16 protein-coding genes are annotated in these 16,143 nt (G+C 63.0%); 9 read left to right on the forward strand and 7 right to left on the reverse strand.

Features of this window, described 5'->3' with window-relative positions; all coding sequences use genetic code 11:
* Positions 1-5 precede the first annotated feature (5 nt).
* From C5C07_RS20980 to C5C07_RS20990, 3 genes are all read right to left on the reverse strand, one after another.
* Entirely contained in the window at positions 6-647 is a 642-nt protein-coding gene (locus C5C07_RS20980) for a hypothetical protein (RefSeq protein ID WP_147301999.1), read from the reverse strand.
* Positions 647-1,318, reverse strand: coding sequence for a hypothetical protein (locus tag C5C07_RS20985; RefSeq protein WP_147302000.1), 672 nt, complete (start codon positions 1,316-1,318; stop codon positions 647-649). Before C5C07_RS20985 ends, C5C07_RS20980 begins: the two co-directional genes overlap by 1 nt.
* A 72-nt stretch (positions 1,319-1,390) precedes the next feature.
* Complete coding sequence (locus C5C07_RS20990) at positions 1,391-2,416, reverse strand: hypothetical protein (RefSeq protein ID WP_147302001.1); 1,026 nt, start codon at positions 2,414-2,416, stop codon at positions 1,391-1,393.
* Between the two features lie 473 nt (positions 2,417-2,889).
* Between C5C07_RS20990 and C5C07_RS02125 the strand changes: the two genes are divergently transcribed.
* The 4 genes from C5C07_RS02125 (at position 2,890) to C5C07_RS02140 (ending at position 5,257) form a co-directional block, all read left to right on the forward strand.
* The gene (locus tag C5C07_RS02125; RefSeq protein WP_115804460.1) at positions 2,890-3,075 is read left to right on the forward strand and encodes a ribbon-helix-helix domain-containing protein; all 186 of its coding nucleotides are present in this window, start codon (positions 2,890-2,892) and stop codon (positions 3,073-3,075) included.
* Positions 3,076-3,166: 91 nt separating this feature from the next.
* Positions 3,167-4,174 (forward strand): tyrosine-type recombinase/integrase, encoded by a 1,008-nt coding sequence (locus C5C07_RS02130; RefSeq protein ID WP_115804461.1) that lies wholly within the window; start codon positions 3,167-3,169, stop codon positions 4,172-4,174.
* Between the two features lie 402 nt (positions 4,175-4,576).
* Positions 4,577-4,951 carry a hypothetical protein gene (locus tag C5C07_RS02135; protein WP_004973561.1) on the forward strand — a complete coding sequence of 125 codons (375 nt, stop codon included), beginning with the start codon at positions 4,577-4,579 and terminating at the stop codon, positions 4,949-4,951.
* A gap of 66 nt (positions 4,952-5,017) precedes the next feature.
* Positions 5,018-5,257: a hypothetical protein gene (locus C5C07_RS02140; RefSeq protein ID WP_004065334.1), complete on the forward strand. Its 240-nt coding sequence runs from the start codon at positions 5,018-5,020 to the stop codon at positions 5,255-5,257.
* A gap of 115 nt (positions 5,258-5,372) precedes the next feature.
* Here the strand turns inward: C5C07_RS02140 and C5C07_RS02145 are convergent, their stop codons facing one another.
* Both C5C07_RS02145 and C5C07_RS02150 read right to left on the reverse strand, forming a co-directional pair.
* Positions 5,373-6,692: a ribonuclease R family protein gene (locus C5C07_RS02145; protein ID WP_004973558.1), complete on the reverse strand. Its 1,320-nt coding sequence runs from the start codon at positions 6,690-6,692 to the stop codon at positions 5,373-5,375.
* A 120-nt stretch (positions 6,693-6,812) separates the two neighbouring features.
* The gene (locus C5C07_RS02150; RefSeq protein ID WP_004973556.1) at positions 6,813-7,115 is read right to left on the reverse strand and encodes a small CPxCG-related zinc finger protein; all 303 of its coding nucleotides are present in this window, start codon (positions 7,113-7,115) and stop codon (positions 6,813-6,815) included.
* Between the two features lie 215 nt (positions 7,116-7,330).
* Between C5C07_RS02150 and C5C07_RS02155 the strand changes: the two genes are divergently transcribed.
* Positions 7,331-7,810 carry an RNA-binding protein gene (locus C5C07_RS02155; protein ID WP_004969073.1) on the forward strand — a complete coding sequence of 160 codons (480 nt, stop codon included), beginning with the start codon at positions 7,331-7,333 and terminating at the stop codon, positions 7,808-7,810.
* Between the two features lie 46 nt (positions 7,811-7,856).
* Here the strand turns inward: C5C07_RS02155 and C5C07_RS02160 are convergent, their stop codons facing one another.
* Positions 7,857-8,543, reverse strand: a complete 687-nt coding sequence (locus C5C07_RS02160; protein WP_004973554.1) for a DUF1028 domain-containing protein — start codon at positions 8,541-8,543, stop codon at positions 7,857-7,859.
* A gap of 219 nt (positions 8,544-8,762) precedes the next feature.
* Between C5C07_RS02160 and sepF the strand changes: the two genes are divergently transcribed.
* Entirely contained in the window at positions 8,763-9,119 is a 357-nt protein-coding gene (gene sepF, locus C5C07_RS02165; RefSeq protein ID WP_004969075.1) for a cell division protein SepF, read from the forward strand.
* A 120-nt stretch (positions 9,120-9,239) separates the two neighbouring features.
* Positions 9,240-12,188, forward strand: a complete 2,949-nt coding sequence (uvrA, locus tag C5C07_RS02170; protein WP_115804462.1) for an excinuclease ABC subunit UvrA — start codon at positions 9,240-9,242, stop codon at positions 12,186-12,188.
* 36 nt (positions 12,189-12,224) lie between these two features.
* On the opposite strand, the gene C5C07_RS02175 is transcribed toward uvrA, so the two are convergent.
* Positions 12,225-14,177 carry a COG1361 S-layer family protein gene (locus tag C5C07_RS02175; RefSeq protein WP_115804463.1) on the reverse strand — a complete coding sequence of 651 codons (1,953 nt, stop codon included), beginning with the start codon at positions 14,175-14,177 and terminating at the stop codon, positions 12,225-12,227.
* Between the two features lie 142 nt (positions 14,178-14,319).
* On the opposite strand from C5C07_RS02175, the gene C5C07_RS02180 reads away from it, so the two are divergent.
* Both C5C07_RS02180 and C5C07_RS02185 read left to right on the forward strand, forming a co-directional pair.
* On the forward strand, positions 14,320-15,321 hold the full coding sequence (locus C5C07_RS02180; protein WP_115804464.1) for an ABC transporter ATP-binding protein: 1,002 nt from the start codon (positions 14,320-14,322) through the stop codon (positions 15,319-15,321).
* Positions 15,314-16,117 carry an ABC transporter permease subunit gene (locus tag C5C07_RS02185; RefSeq protein ID WP_004973546.1) on the forward strand — a complete coding sequence of 268 codons (804 nt, stop codon included), beginning with the start codon at positions 15,314-15,316 and terminating at the stop codon, positions 16,115-16,117. Before C5C07_RS02180 ends, C5C07_RS02185 begins: the two co-directional genes overlap by 8 nt.
* Positions 16,118-16,143 lie beyond the last annotated feature (26 nt).

Below are 16,143 nucleotides of genomic sequence, written 5' to 3' on the forward strand. Positions count from 1 at the left end.
TTAAACTACGGTTTCAAAGTAACTTTCTCGATGGTTTCTCCCGAATGCTCTTCGACAACTCTAAACTCATGAGTTCTGCTGGTACTCAGTCTATTTTTTAAGGGCTGAACATATACTCCGATAACTGGCTCTTCACCACCATCCATCTTGATTGTTAGACGGTTATCGTTTTGATTAAAAGTGACACCTTCAACAGGGTCCACAAAATAAATCTCTGACCCCTCTGGTGGTCTGAGGCGGACCTTGACTTGATTGATATGTTTGTCTGAGGTGAATTTCAAATCGATGTCGTATGTCTCTTCACCTTGTGTGAGTTCTACGATTTGATTTGATTCAGCAAACATATCCACCCTTGCCTCTTCGGGATCGACCGGGCGATACTCACAATAAATGCCAAAGGGCTTCTTTAGATAATAGTACGAAAATACTGGAAGTAAAAATATCCCTCCAACAACTGCCGTTGAGTATGGTTTCCAAGATGATGGACTCGCTGTCCCCAGTAAGCCCCCAACAAAACTCGAACTCCAGTATACAGTTGATGTTCTGTAATCATCGACAAAAGCAATAATTCGGTCAGTTTCTCCGCGGAAATCCCTCTTAAGAATAATCGCTGAAAGCAATATCGAGAACAGTATGAAAAGCGTCACTACTGACTAGAGGGATGGATTACGTCCCGCTCAAACAGCTGAACCACGTACTCTAATGCCTCCGGTGGCTCGTCTGGTATTTCTAATTGACCACGGTTATACTTTACAACTACTGGATCCACGTTACTTGGTGGATCAAACATAACCCGTGCGCTCTCAATCAGGTGGTTCTCTAGGTGGGACTCAACAGTACTTGACTCCCCAATGTCACCACTCATCAAGATGTCACTAACTGTTTTTTTACCCTCATCCGTTCTGAGACTGACCTGATTGAATTCGTCGGCACTCTTAAAGAAGTTCCACAAATGATGCCTCTGAATCGACTTGATGGGCGATATTTTTCCATCATCTCCGACTATTTGATTTATCTCGCTAATTATCTCTCTTTGAGTTGGCTTCGACTGTTCGTTCTTTATCAGGAACAGCCCGGATCCGGATCTATACTCATAACTGCCCTCTGTAGTTATCTCTCGGCCATGTCGTCCTTCTTCGGTGAATGTGTAATCACCGTACAGTACTAGCTGGCCTTCGTACGGATATTTTTCGCAGTTGGCCTCTGGCCTTTTCTCATTAATTGAATCGATATGAATTCGAGGAGTTCCAAAGCCGCTTGACTCGGGACGCCAGTATTTTTCCAGATTTTTTGCTTTTGCGAGATCCCGAGTTGACATGATATCCTCCTCTTTCGTACCTTGAGATTGATTCCTAGTACTAGTGTCTCTTGTGGTTTCTTACGGTTGATATTAGTTGAACTTTGACAGTGAATAGGCTGCACTTGGTCCTTCTATACGCCCATCTCGCTTTCGTTCGTACTCTCTCAAGAGGTCTTCTGGTTCACGGATCGGAAGATAGCCCTCTTCCTCGCAAATATCGAGTAGACGGTGGAAGAAAGACTCTGGTGGGTATTGTTTATTTCTCGGTAGCTGTAGCCATGACTCGTAGCTACGGAGGAGTTCAACGACGAACCTTGCAGCGAGGCCCATCTGTCTTAGCTTGTTCAGCGATTTCATATCTTCGCGCGACGCTTTGACATGAATCCAGCCATCTGAGTCAATCTCTGCCACGAGATAGTTATTCCCCAATAGCATGTCGGCTTCGAGGCTGTCTATTTTATTCCCTTCCAATAATGCGGAAATAAATGGTACTGAGCGAACTACTTCTGAGGCTCCGTCAACAGCAACCTGCTCACCCATCCTCGACGTTCCAGTAGTTGTGCAATTTGAAACGCTGTTCACGCGCAGACCAGACCCGACTCTATTACCCTGATCACTTTGATAGAGTAACCACAGGAGATAATCAAAGTCGAACCTAACTTTCTCAATTTTCAAGGTTCTAGACAATGAACCCCGAAGTTCTTTGCGCTTATTGGTGATTATGTTCTTGGTACCTTGGAAAATAAGCACGTCATCAAAGTCCCAAATTAGTTCGACTTTTTTGTGATCGGTCCGGTATGCGTGATCTAGTGGTTGCCCTTCTGGGTCATGTAAATCTGGCACCATCACCCACTGTTCTGATATGAATTCATATGTGTAGATATTCTCCGCAAACTCAGCCATACTACCGCTTAAGTCTGCTACGTTGGCCAATCTTGTTGCCAACTCTGTCTCACGATAGCCTTCAGAAGGATCTCTTGGGGAACCCTCGGCATATTCGTCGAAGGCTTCTAGAAGGTCTTCGGGTTCCATTTCTCCGTGTGGTTCTGTAAAAAACAGTCCGTTGAACCTCAACCAACCGTCGTAGTCGTATCCCTGCCCTGATGAATTACTCATTGAGGCTCTATTTATTGATTAGAAATAAATAATCTTGGTCTCATTGATATTTTGTAGTTTCTCACTCAACACCCAATGGTTTGGATTCAAGTGGTGTCGCTCAATGGTTGCAGACCTCCGGGTATTGGGTAAAGTATCTCCCTAGATAGTTCCTTGAAAGTCAACGGTCCTCTGTCTCTGCAAGAATAGATGGGTCATCGATTGCTAACTGCATAAGACGGCGAATCGCCTCCGCACGTGACAAATCAAGTGGGACAGTACCTTCTATTTGTGCTCTTTTGAGGGCTCGATCAAATTCTTCGGCGAAGTCATTGCTGACCTGCGCAGAGACGTTTTTCGTCCCATTGTCCGGACTCGTGCTCATATTTGGTGTAACGACTTAGTGATTGATGAGGTGTGGCCAATAACTTATTGACTCAATAGTCTTCTGAGTCAGTAAGTTATAAGTCACTATTCTGCTCACTTATTCACGCATGGCACTATCGGTCAACGTCACCATCTCGATGCCGCCAGAGATGGTGGAGAAAGTCGACGAACAGAGCAAGAACTACGGAATGAGTCGTGCGGAGTACGTCCGTCACCTCATCCAGCAAGCGCCCGACTCGCCATTCGATGAACCAGACCTGCGGCTCACCGAGAGTCCACAGGTCGACGCTTAGAACGGGGGACTGGAGCCGTGGAACAGTACCACTCCCCCACAGACAGACAGCGGCGCGAGGCACGTAAGACTGCCGTTCGGGAGGTATTCGAGTGACTGACCTCGAACCGCTCTCCCCCGAGGACGGCGTTGAGCGATTCATCGCCTACCGTGAGCCGAGCGTCCGCGAGTCGACCCTGCAGAACGCGAAGACGCGACTGAATCACTTCCTCCGCTGGTGCGAGGTCGCTGGCATCGACAACCTCAACGATCTCACCGGACGGAAGCTCAACGACTTCGTTACGTGGCGTCAGGGCGACATCGCGCCCATCACGCTCCAGAAGCAACTCAGTAGCGTCCGCATGGCGCTCGATTTCTGGAGCGACCTGGACGCCGTCGAGGACGGACTGCGCGAGAAGCTACACGCGCCGGAACTCCCCGACGGTGCCGAGGCGCGCGACATCCATCTGGAGCCGGATACCGCAGAGACGATTCTGGAGTATCTGGACCGCTACCATTACGCGAGCCGGATGCACGCCGTCATGGCGCTCATCTGGCGGACGGGGATGCGCCGCGGAACTGTCCGCGGACTGGATGTCGGCGACCTCAACGAAGACGAGCACGCCATTCAGATCGTCCATCGACCCGAGTCCGACACCCCGCTGAAGAACGGGAACAAGGGCGAACGGTGGGTGTACATCGGTCCTGAATGGATGCGCATCCTGCAGGAGTACATCGCCGAGAACCGGCACAAAGTCACCGACGACTACGGGCGTCGTCCGCTCATCACCACGAGTCACGGGCGCATCACGGGCGACACCCTGTACAAGATCGTCAACAAGGCGACCCAACCGTGCGAGTTCGGCCTTCCGTGCCCGCACGACCGTGACCCATCGGCCTGCGAAGCCCGCGGCACGCACGGGTTGCCGAACAAGTGTCCGTCGTCGAAGTCGCCCCACGCGGTTCGTCGAGGACACATCACGCACTACCTGTCGCGGGATGTCGAGCCGGAAATCATCTCGGAACGCTCCGACGTGTCGCTCGAAATCCTGTACCAGCACTACGACGCGCGCACCGCCCGCGAGAAAATGGAAGTCAGAAAAGAACACCTGCCATCATGAACCCGACTAACACTCCCCCGCGAGTCCACTACTTTCTCTCGACACCACGCCTTCGAGCAGTGGCTCCGTCAGGAGCCCTGCGAGTCACGTCGGTGTCGAGTGTAATCGTGCCTGTTCGAGCGGGGATTTGAGCAGCGAGCAACGCGGAGCGTTGCGAGTGAGTTCAATATCCCCGCGAGTCCATTTCCTTCCGTCACTTCGTTCCGTCAGTCAATAGACTCGCTTGCCCCCACTCGCTTCGTTCGTGGGGACCCCGCGAGTCCGCTCCCATTTTCGCGACGCCACCCAACGTGACTCGGTCGTCGAGCTTGGCTCGCTGACACGCCTTCACTTCCGCCGAACCCGACACTTTCACTCCGCTCATGGCGGACTCTCTTACCGTCTCGCTCCGAGGGCGTCGGTATGGAAACACGACGAGGCGAACCCCCGTCGGACCCGACGGCCCTCTTTCGAGCCATCGTCTCGAAGCTCCGCGAGACGCGCCGGGGAGTCCACCAACACCGCATGGCGCAGGCGCTCCTCCAGAAGGACGCCAACGGCTCGCGGCTGGTCGGACTCGACGAGGACACCGAGCGGGCGGTCTTTTTCAATCCCGCGTCGCGGACGCTCGAACTGATACCGTTCGACCGGGAGGGGACTCACGAGGAGCGCGCGACGGTGCTGTCGCGTCGGCTGAGCGACCCGTCGTCGTGGGTCGAAGCCAACGCCGCGGGGCTGTCGTGGGTTCACCCGCACTTCCGGTGGGCCTGCGGGTTGGACGACGCCGGGCACTCGTGAGTCGTCAGACCGTAACCGGTGTCCGACCGTGAAGAATTATACGCACGCCGCGCGCACAACACGTCCATGAACGACGAGGAACTCGACGAACTCCGGTCGTCGCTCACGCCCTACGAGTCGAGCGGCGGCGTCACCACCTACCAGAACACCGTCTCCATCGCCTGTCCGGCCTGTGAGAAACCGTTCGACGACTTGGTCGTCTGCGAAAACGACTACAACAGTCTCGAACTGAGCATGATGCTCGACCTCTGTGTGACCCAGCACGACGGCGACGTGCTGCTGTTCACGCACAAACAAGAGGAGTAAGGGCCGCGGCGGTGAGCGCCTTTCGGTCGCTTCGGTACGTCGCTGACTGAGCCCGTGGTCTCGCGTTCGTCTCGCCGGCCGCGGGCGACGAGGACGACCGTCCGGTTATGCCCGGTTATTCGCGCGGCGGGAGGCCGTTTTCGTCGATGACCTCGCCGTCGTCGTCGACGGTGACGATGCCGCGGTTGTTGACCGCGTAGGGGTCCAAGCCGACTTCTTGGAGGAACTGCTTGTAGAGCCGCTCGGCCGTCTCGGCGTCCTTCTGACGGTCGGAGGCGCGGTCGCAGAGCTCGACGAGGTCTTCGGGCACGTCGTTCTCGTGGACGATCCAGTGGTTGATGAGGTCCGACAGCCGCCGGATGGGCGAGGTGAAGTGGCCGTAGATGTCGAAGTTGAGCGCGTAGTGGCCGCCGAAGGGGTCGTTCATGTACTTCGCGCGGGGCATGACCTTCAGCACGGCGCGCTGAATCTTGTTGAGCGTGCGGGAGTTCGCGCTCTCCAAGGCGTCGTTGACGGCCTTCCGGGGCTCGTCCCACGACGTGGACTGGATGCTCACGCCGTCGAGTTCGGTGATTTCGCGGAGCGCCTTGTCCCACTGGTCGGGAGTGGGTTGCGGGTGGACGCGGTACATCGCCTCGACGCCGCGGTTCCACATGAGTTCGTGCGTGACGGCCTTGTTCGCCTTCAGCATGCACTCCTCGATGATGGTGTGGGCGCGGTCGCGACTCGGGTTGAGGACGAGCGAGCCGTCTTCCTTGCGCTGTTCGTGGAGTTGGTCGGCGAGGTCGAAGACCAGCGCGTTCTCCTCGTGGAGGGGGAGGTCGGGGTCTTCCAGCCGGTTTTCACACTGCGTGTAGGTGAGCCGTTCGTTGGAGTGGATGACGGACTTGTAGATGTCGATAGACTCGAACGAGAGCGTGTCCTTCTTGATCTCCATCTCGACGGTGTGGGCGAGGCGGTCCTCCTCGGGGACGAGAGAACAGACCGTCTCGGCCAGCGCCGGCGGGAGCATGTGGATGGTGTAGGCGGGGAGGTAGACGGTGTTGCCGCGCTTGACGGCCTCGGCCCACATCTCCGAACCGGGGTGGACGTAGTGGGTCACGTCGGCGATGTGGACCCACAGCGTGTACGTCTCCTCGTTCTCGCGGATGCTCAGGGCGTCGTCGAAGTCCTGGGCGTCGACGGGGTCTGTCGTCCACGTCGTGAGGTCTCGGAGGTCCTTGCGGTGTTCCAACTCGTCTTCGATCTCCTCGTGGACGCCGTCGGTGCGCGCACGCGCCTCCGAGAGGACTTCCGGCGGGAACTTGTCTCGAATCTCGAACTCCTCGAACAGGTCCTCGCGCTTGTTCTGGAGGTGTCGCGCGAGTTCGGCGTCTATCTCCACCGGTCCTTGCCCTTCGGCGGTCCCGGCGTACGCCTGCGCGTCGTCTGACATAGCCCCGACTAGACGGGGCAGGGAGAAATGAGTGTCGGGCACGAGCCGCGACGAGAGGGAAACGACGTCACTCGTGAGCACGCTCGCGCGCGCCCCGGCGGCGGGCCAAGGAAAGCGACCTCAGCGGCCGCGCTCGCCGGGAGATTCGTACCGCTCTTTGACCGCGTCGAAGTAGCGAAGCAGGAACTCCTCGTTGGTGATGCCGTGTTCTTCGATGTCGATGAGGAGGCCTTCGAGCTCCTCGCGGGGCTGGTGACAGAGCCCCCGATAACAGGACTTACAGAGGTGTTCGAACCGCTTGCCGTGCCGTTCCCAGCGGTTCCCCTCTTTGTCGTACTCGCGCGCCGCCGACCGGAGGACCGCGTCACCGCATGCGATGCACACGACACGTTTCCGGTCCCGGTTCGTCCGGGAGCGCCACATATCGTTGGAGTGGACCCAATCGTACTTAGCAGTTTATCCTGTCACAGTCTGACGCGCGTCAGACGCCGACGCGGTTCGGTTCGGGTTGCTTCGGGTTGCTTCGGGTTGGTTTTGGATTGGCTCGGGTCGACTCGCGTTCGACCGGCCCCCGGAGTCGTCGCCGACACTCGATGCGGAGCGGTCGATTTATCGGCCGTGAGCGTCCACGACCCGGTATGAAGGTCAAGTCTCGCCACCACCTCCGAAGCGACGAAATCGACGCCCTGTGTGATTCCATCGAATCGTCCCTCGGCGTCGCCCTCGACGGCGACGCGTTCGAGGCGGTCGAGTTCGCCGACGCCGACTACGAGGTCGTCCTCGTCGACGGCGAGCCGGCGGTCATGTACGTCGACGACCAGCCGTTTCTCACGGTCAAGGGCGCGAACCAGTTCCCGCCGACGACGAACGTCGTCACGGTCGACGCGGGCGCGGTCTCGTTCGTCTCCAGCGGAGCCGACGTGATGCGCCCCGGCATCACCGAGGCGGACGACACCATCGAGGCGGGCGACCTCGTCGTCATCGCCGAGGAGACCCACGGCAAGGTGCTCGCCGTGGGTCGCGCGCTCGAAGACGGGGCGGACCTCGTCGGCGACTCCGGCAAGGTCGTCGAGTCCATCCACCACGTCGGCGACGACCTCTTCGAGTTCTCCGTCTGAGCCGACTATTTCTTGCCCCGGCGCGCGCGGCTCTCGGCCGCGTCGGCTACTCTTCGGCGTACTTCTCCAGCGCCGCCTCGTACCCCTCTCGCGCCATCGAAAACGTCTCCCGCAGGTCCCGAAGCGGCGTCTCCGTCGCGTCGACCCGGAGGTCGTTGTAGTACGGCTCCATCTCGCGGTCCTCGGTCGTGGTCACGACGACGGCCGCGCTCTGGACGTCAAGGTCGTCGCGCTTGTCGCCGCCCGCGGCGTGTCCCGCGCCGAGCGCGTCGATGAGCCGCTTCGCGAGCGGCTCGTCGCTGTCGCCGTCGACGCTTCGCTCGTAGGCGTCGGCGGCGGCTTCGACGACTGCCGCGCCCGTGAGCAGGTTGCCAGCGACCGTGTAGTCGTCGCCCTCGCGGTGGCCCGCCCAGCCGAGGCAGTCGTCGCCGGTGAAGGCGAACGTCGTCTCGGAGCCGACGCCGTGGAGCTGTCGCTCCGCCCGGCCGTCGTCGGCGTTCAACAGCGCCTGTAGGGCGTCGTCGACGGCGAGGCCGTCTTCGAGGTAGTCCATGCCCTTCTCCCCGAGTTCGACGTTCGTCAGCGCCTGTGTCGCGACCGCGCCGTGTTCACTTGCAAACGGACAGAGGGCCCCGACGCCCGGCAGGCGGGTCGTCACGGCGACGCCGAAGCGGTGCTGGTCGTCGCCGCCGTCGTCGACGTACGACTCGCGGACGCAGATGCTGAAGGTCATCGTGTTCGTCTGCTCCCGCGCGCCGCGAGGTAAAAACACCCGGCGAAACGACGCGGATGGCGCACACGTCGGGCGTCCGCCGGCGTCGTCGCCTCCCGCGGCACTACCCTCCTGTGGCCGTACTGCCGTCGATTCGCCCCGTCTCAGCGCCCAGACATGTCTGGTGAGAGACAATCGTCTGACGTAAGAACTAACCCCGTTGTGGCCTCTCTACGTCCTATGGGTATCATGAGTAAGATTCTCGGTGGTGGTGGTTCCCGAACGACCGAGGACTACGTCGAACTCGACCTCGACGACTTCGACACCGCTCGCGGCGACGCCGGCCTCTCGGTTCACATCGCCGAAATCGGCGGCCAGCAGGACGTTATCGCCATCAAAGACGCCGTCTACGACGGCAATCTGGTCATCGCGGACATCACCCGCCACACGACCTCCGACAACACGATGGAACACATCATCGACGACCTCCGGCAGGTCGCGCGCGAGGTGGACGGCGACATCGTCCAGAAGGGCGACGACCAGATCGTCATCACGCCGACGGGCATCTCCATCTCGCGGCAGAAGCTCAACGGCTGACGCCGGCGGACGACACCCCGCTTACGCTCCGATTTCTCCCCGAGTCGCCGACGCGAGCGATGCGGCTCGAACGGCCCGAACCGATGCCTATTCGGTCCTCTCGTTCCTAGAGTCGTCCGAATGAGCAAGGACTACATCGAGGTTCGCGGTGCCGAAGAGCACAACCTCAAGAACCTCGACGTTCGCATCCCCCGCGAGACGTTTACCGTCGTCACCGGCCTGTCGGGGTCAGGCAAGTCCTCCCTCGCGTTCGACACCGTCTACGCGGAGGGTCAGCGGCGGTACATCGAGTCGCTTTCGGCCTACGCGCGGAACTTCCTCGGCCAGATGGACAAGCCGAAAGTCGAGGCCGTCGAGGGCCTCTCGCCCGCCATCTCCATCGACCAGAAGAACGGGGCCAACAACCCCCGGTCGACCGTCGGGACCGTCACCGAACTCCACGACTACCTCCGCCTCTTGTACGCCCGCGTGGGCACCCAGTACGACCCCATCACGGGCGAGGAGGTCGGCGAGCAGTCCGCACAGGACATGGTCGACCAGATTCTCGAACTCCCCGAGGGCACCCGCGCGAAGGTCGTCGCGCCGGTCGTCCGCGACCAGAAAGGCGAGTTCAAGGACCTGTTTTCGGACCTCGTCTCCGAGGGCTACGCCCGCGTCGAAGTCGACGGCGAGGAGTTCGACCTCTCGTTCGAGACGCCCGAGCTCGACAAGAACTACGACCACACCATCGACGTGGTCGTCGACCGCGTGAAGGTCGCGCCCGAGGCGCGCTCGCGCATCGCCGACTCCGTCGAGACCGCCCTCGAAGAGGCCGGCGGCGTCCTCAAACTCATCGTCCCCGACCCGCCCGAGGACCTCCCCTTCGCGTCCAACACCCGTTCGACCGGGTCGCTCGCGGGCGAGGGCGATGACCGCCTCGTCGTCGAGTTCTCTGAGGAACTCGGCAACCCGAACTCGTCGTTCCGCTTTTCGGAAATCGAGACGCGGTCGTTCTCGTTCAACAGCCCCCACGGGGCCTGCCCGGAGTGCGAGGGCCTCGGCAAGGCGAAGGAGGTCGACCCCGACCTCGTCGTCACCGAGCCGTCGAAGCCGCTCAAGCACGTCTTCGAGCCGTGGAGCTACAACCGGACGTACTACCGCCGCCAGCTCGACAACGTCGCCGACCACTTCGGGGTCAGCGTGGACACGCCGTTCGAGGAGCTTTCCGACGAGGTGCAGGACGCCTTCCTGTTCGGGACCTCCGAGGACGTGGTGTTCGAGTGGACGACGAAGAACGGCACGCGCCACAAGGAACACCCCTTCGAGGGCGTCGTCGGCAACCTCGAACGCCGCCACGTCGAGACCGACTCCGACCGGACGCGCGACCACATCGAGGAGTTCATGGCCGTCACGACCTGCCCCGACTGCAACGGCTCGCGGCTCAAAGAGCAGTCCCGCCACGTTCGCGTCGGCGGCACGACGCTCCCCGAGGTCAACCGCATGACCATCGCGGGCGCGCTCGAACACTTCGAGGGCCTCGAAGCCGACCTCTCGGAGCGCGACCGCACCATCGCACAGGAGATTCTCAAGGAGATTCGCGCCCGCCTCGGTTTCATGACCGAGGTCGGCCTCGAATACCTCACCTTGGACCGCGAGGCCGCCACGCTCTCGGGCGGCGAGTCCCAGCGCATCCGCCTCGCCACGCAGGTCGGCTCCGGCCTCGTGGGCGTCCTCTACGTCCTCGACGAGCCGTCTATCGGCCTCCACCAGCGCGACAACGACAAACTGCTCAACACGCTCGAAGGCCTCCGCGACCTCGGTAACACGCTCATCGTCGTCGAACACGACGAGGAGACGATGCGCCGGGCCGACGAGATTATCGACATGGGCCCCGGCCCGGGCAAGCGCGGCGGCGAGGTCGTCGCGCAGGGCGACTTCGACGATATCGTCGCGGCCGACGACTCCATCACGGCCGACTACCTCTCGGGCCGCAAGGACATCGACGTGCCCGACGCGCGGCGCGAGGGCGACGGCGAACTCGTCGTCCGCGGCGCGCGCCAGCACAACCTCGACGACCTCGACGTGCCGATTCCCCTCGGGACGTTCACGGCCATCACCGGCGTCTCGGGGTCGGGCAAGTCCACCCTGATGCACGAGATTCTCTACAAGGGACTCGCCCGGCGGATGAACGACAACACCTCCGTCGACCCCGGCGAGCACGACGCCATCGAGGGCTACGACGAAATCGAGACCGTCCGGCTCATCGACCAGTCGCCCATCGGCCGCACCCCGCGGTCGAACCCGGCGACGTACACCGGCGTCTTCGACTACGTCCGCGAACTGTTCGCCGAGACGAAGCTCTCGAAACAGCGCGGCTACGAGAAGGGCCGCTTTTCCTTCAACGTCAAGGGCGGCCGCTGTGAGGCCTGCAAGGGACAGGGCAACGTCAAAATCGAGATGAACTTCCTCTCGGACGTGTACGTGCCCTGCGAGGAGTGTAACGGCGCGCGCTACAACGCCGAGACGCTCGACGTGACGTACAAGGACAAGACCATCGCCGACGTGCTCGACATGGAGGTCGACGAGGCGCTCGACTTCTTCGAGGCGAACTCGCAGATTCGCCGACGCCTCCAACTGCTCCACGACGTGGGCCTCGGCTACATGCAGCTCGGCCAGCCGTCGACCACGCTCTCCGGCGGCGAGGCACAGCGCGTCAAGCTCGCCGAGGAACTCGGCAAGAAGCAGACCGGCGACACGCTCTACCTGCTCGACGAGCCGACGACCGGCCTCCACAAGGAAGACGAGCGGAAGCTCATCGAGGTGCTCCAGCGCCTCGTCGACAACGGCAACACCGTCCTCGTGGTCGAACACGAACTCGACCTCGTGAAGAACGCCGACCACATCGTCGACCTCGGTCCCGAGGGCGGCGCGGGCGGCGGCACGGTCGTCGCCAGCGGCACCCCCGAGGAAATCGCCGAGAACCCCGACTCCCACACGGGTCGGTACCTCCGCGACTACCTCCCCGACGTGGACGAAGAGGGCCCGCGCTCGGACCGTCGCAAGCCCGCGAAAGTGGCGAACGACGACTGAACGCGCGCCGATTTTTCTTCAGCGCCGACGGTGCCCTCAGCGACGCCGATACCACCAGTAGCCGACGCCAGCGAGCGCGAGAACCACGACGAGCGCCGGGAAGAGGGGGAACGTCGTCGCCGGTTCGACCACCTCGACGGCGACCCGCTGGGTGCCCGTCGAGAGCTGTCTGCCGGCGTCGTCCTCGTAGCTCACGTCGACGCCGACGACCTGCGTCTTCGGGACGGCGTCGCCGCTCACTTCGAGGTCGAAGACGACGAGGCGCGTCTCGCCGGCGTCGAGCCGCGGGACGAACGCGACGGCGTCCTCGCTCGAAAGCGGCTCCTCGGCGACGAGTCTGACCGTCACGTCGGTCTGCGGCGTCGCCTCGGTGTTCGTCACCGCGAGAACGAGCCGACCGTTCGAGTCGACTTCGAACGTCGCGTTCCGCGGTTCGACCGCGACGGCGGGGTCGCCGGTGCTCACGGCCGCGAGCACGTCGGTCCGGTCGGCCGCGCGCAGTTCGTCGCCCGGCGGTCGGTACTCGACGACGAACGGGAGTCGGCGCGTCCCCGGCGTCGAACCCGCGGCGAGGCCGATGGCGTACTCGAACTCGGCGGCCTCGCCGGGCGCGAGCGTGCCGACGGTCACGTCGAGGTCGGTCGGCGTCAGCGCCGCGTCCTCGGATTCGAGGCGGAGCACCACGTCTCGGGCCTCGCCCTCGCCGACGTTCTCGACGGTGCCGACGACGCGGCCGACGCCGCCGACTCTGAGCGTGCTCTCTTCGACCGTCACGGCGAACGCCGGGCCGGCTCCGGGGTCGAGACCGGCGACGAGCGACTGGACCTTCCGGTCGCCGCCGGGGTTGCGGAACGAGACGGTCACGTCGAGCGAGTAGGGCCGGTCGAGCGCGTCGTCGGCGACGCGGGCGCGGAAGCTCACGCGCCTCGTCTCGCCGGGTTCCCACGCGCCGACGTAGGCCTCCGCGGCGGGCGCGCCGGCCCCGAACGTCACCTCGGAGTCGGCGGACGCCACGCCGACGGTCGTCGCCGCGGCGGTCGCGTCGCCGACGTTCACGAGTTCGAGCGTCAGCGTACCGGTGTCGCCGACGGCGACCGCGGCGTCCACGTCCGCGAGTTCGAAGTCGGCCCCGCGGGTCGGGCGCACCCCGGCGACGAACGACCGCGAAGTCCGCGTTTGACCGTCCTCGTCTCGGTAGGTCACGGTCAGGTCGACCGAGTAGTTGCGGACGATGGCGTCGTCGGCGACGCGGGCGCGGAACTCGACGCGCTCCGTCGCACCTTCCTCCCACTCGCCGACGAACGTCTCGGCGGAGGCGACGCCGCTTCCGAACGTTATCTCCGGGTCGGTCGAGGTGACGGTCACCGTCGCGTCCGCGGCCCCGACGGGGCCGACGTTCTCGATGTCGACCGCGACGGTCCCGCTGTCGCCGACCGCGAGGGCGGCGTCGACCGTCCGGACCGCGAACGCGGGGCGGCGCTCCACGACGACGTCGAGCGTCCGCGTGATGGTCCGACTCCGGTGGGTCGTCCGGACCGTCTCGCCGTCCACGTACACCGAGGCGGTGTAGTCGTAGGTGAACTCGACGGGGACCTCGTAAGTGTCGGGACGCGCCCCCTCGGCGACCCGGAGGCGGAGCGACGCCGGCCCGGAGACGCCCTCGGGAACGGTCCCGATGGGAACCTCGCCGCTGACGACGGTGATGGGGCCCTTCGACTCGCCGCGGATGGTCAGCGCGCGGGCCGTCTGCACGAGCGCCTCGTACTCCTCGGGGCCGTCGTCGGTGACCGTCCCGCTGTTGACGACGAACACTTCGACCGCGGTCTCGGTGCCGGCGACGAGCCGGTTCTCCGGCGCGATAATCGAGAGGTCGGGACTTCCGGTCACTCGGCTGGCGGCCGCGGCGCTCCCGGTTGCGCCGGCGAGGGCGGACAGGACCAGTAGCGTGGCGAGGAGCGCCGCGCTCGCCCGCCGGGGACGACGAGTCATGGTGTAAGGGACGACGTGATCGGCGGGCGAGCCCGCTTCAGTCGCGCTAGATACGCGGTATGTAAGCTTAACAACACGCTCGGCTCTCAGTCGGTGGTAACGTCACGCAAGGGATACGTTCGGAGCGCGCCTACGTGTCGGTATGTCCGTCCCCGCCATCGACATCGACGGCCTCACCAAGTTCTACGGGGACGTTCGCGGGGTCGAGGAGCTCTCGATTTCCGTCTCGGAGGGCGAACTGTTCGGCTTCCTCGGCCCCAACGGCGCGGGGAAGTCCACGACGATTCGCCTGCTTCTCGGCCTGCTCAAACCGACCGACGGCACGGCGAGCATCCTCGGCGTTCCGGTGGACGACCGCGCGGCCTTCCTCGACGTGCTCGGACGCGTCGGCCACATCCCCGGCGATCCGCGGTTCTACGACGACGTGACCGGCCGCAAGACCCTCGACTACTTCGCCGGGCTCTCCGGTGACGCCCGCCGCGATGAACTCCTCGACCGCTTTCCGGTGCCGCTCGACCGGCCGGTCCGGGCCTACTCCCGCGGCAACCGGCAGAAACTCGCCATCGTGCAGGCGTTCATGCACGACCCGCGGGTGGTCGTGATGGACGAGCCGACCTCGGGGTTGGACCCCCTCGTCCAACAGGAGTTCTACGAGTTCCTCCGCGAGGAGCGCGACCGCGGGGTGACGGTGTTCTTCTCGACGCACATCCTCGGGGAGGTCCGCGAGGTCTGCGACCGCGTCGCCATCATCCGGAACGGGCGGCTCGTCGCCGTCGAGGACATCGACGACTTGCTCGCCCGGAGCGGGAAAGTCGTCACGGTCCAGTCGCCCGACTCCATCGACCTCGCCGACTTCGACTTTCCGGAGACCATCGACGCCCGCATCGAACCCGACGGCTCCCTCCGACTCGTCACCTCGGGCAACTACGACGCGCTCGTGGACGCGCTCGAGGGCTACCGAATCGACGACCTCGAAGTCCGCGAGACGGCCATCGAGGACGTGTTCATGCACTTCTACGACGAGGGCGACGGAGAAGACGGCGTTGACGCCGGCGACAGCGCCGCCACCGACGACGAGTCGGGCGAGACCGACGACGATGCGGAGCCGTCGCCCGCCGACGCCGAGGAGTCCGCGAATGCGTGAACTCGACATCGCGTCCTTCGAGTTCGCCCGGCGACGGCGCGGCCTCGTCATCGTCTGCGTGCTCCTCGTGGCGACCGCGGGGCTCACCATCGCCGTCTTCCCGTCGTTCGGCGAGTCCGACATCGACTTCGCCGAACTGCTGGAGTCGTACCCCGAGGAGTTCCAGGCGGCCTTCGTCGGGAGCGTCACCGACATCTCCTCGCTCGAAGGCTACCTCGTGGTCGAACTCTACCAACTCGTCTGGCTCCTCATCGTCGGGAGTTACTTCGCCTACGCCGCGGGGTCGCTCGTCGCCGGCGAGGTCGACCGACAGTCGGTCGAACTCGTCCTCGTCCGGCCCGTCTCGCGCACCCGGTTCGTCGTCGGCAAGTTCCTCGCGATGCTCCCGGCGGTCGCCGTCGTCGACCTCGCGCTCCTCGCGGCCGTCGTCGTCGGCGCGGGCCTCATCGACGAGGAGATTCACCTCACTCGCCTCCTCGCGGTCCACGCCGTCGGCGGCCTCTACCTCGTCGCCTGCGTCGCCGTCGGCCTCCTCGCGTCGGCGTTCTTCGGGCGCGTCCGCCGGGCGCAGGGCGCGGCCATCGGCGTCGTCTTCGGGACGTTCCTCCTCGACTCCCTGACCGTCGACACCGACTACGAGTTCCTCGGAGCCCTGTCGCTCACGCGCTACCTCGACCCCGGCGAACTCCTCGTCGCCGGCGACGTGGACTGGGGCGGCATCGCCGTGCTCGTCGCCGTGACGTGCGTCCTCGTCGTCCTCGCGGCCGAGGTGTTCGAGCGGCGCGACCTGTCGTAGTCGTCGGTCCGCTCTCAGTCGCCCGC

The sequence above is a fragment of the Haloferax sp. Atlit-4N genome (genome assembly GCF_003383025.1).
Classification (GTDB): Archaea; Halobacteriota; Halobacteria; order Halobacteriales; family Haloferacaceae; genus Haloferax; species Haloferax gibbonsii.